The sequence below is a fragment of the Melaminivora alkalimesophila genome (assembly GCF_000282995.1).
GTDB classification, from domain to species: Bacteria; Pseudomonadota; Gammaproteobacteria; order Burkholderiales; family Burkholderiaceae_C; genus Melaminivora; species Melaminivora alkalimesophila.
Genome location: NZ_ALEE01000114.1, coordinates 1 through 478, shown reverse-complemented (window position 1 = coordinate 478; position 478 = coordinate 1). Strand labels below are relative to the sequence as shown.

General features: G+C 74.9%; 1 pseudogene. It reads right to left on the bottom strand.

The window, feature by feature from the left end:
- Window positions 1–478, bottom strand: a pseudogene (locus A612_RS01685) (EmrA/EmrK family multidrug efflux transporter periplasmic adaptor subunit); the annotation flags it as partial.

Genomic DNA, 478 nt, shown 5'->3' with positions numbered 1-478 from the left:
GGCGGCCGCCTGTGCGGCGGCGCGCTGGCTGCGGGCGCTGGTGAGCTGGCTTTGCGCGTGGTGCAGCTCCTCGTCGGAGACGGCGCCCACGCTCGCCAGCTGCTGGCGCCGGCGCACGTCCTCCTGCAGGCGCTCGATCTCGGCCTGGGCACGCTCGACGTCGGCACGCGCGCGCCCGGATTCGGCTTCGCGCAGCCGCACCTGGGCGGCCAGGGTCTGGTTGTTGGCGTACAGCGTGCGCGCCTGGCGCACCGCCTGGGCGAGCGCGGCCTCGGCCTGCGCCAGTGCCACGCGGGCGTCGGCCGGGTCCAGGCGCACCAGCAGGTCGCCGGCGCGCACGAAGTCGGTGTCGTCGGCGCTGATGGACAGCACCGTGCCGCCGGTCTGGGCCGTGACCTGCACGATGTGGCCCTGCACGTAGGCGTTGTCCGTGTGCTCTTGCTGGCTGCCCACGCGCCACTCATAGAAGCCCCAGCCG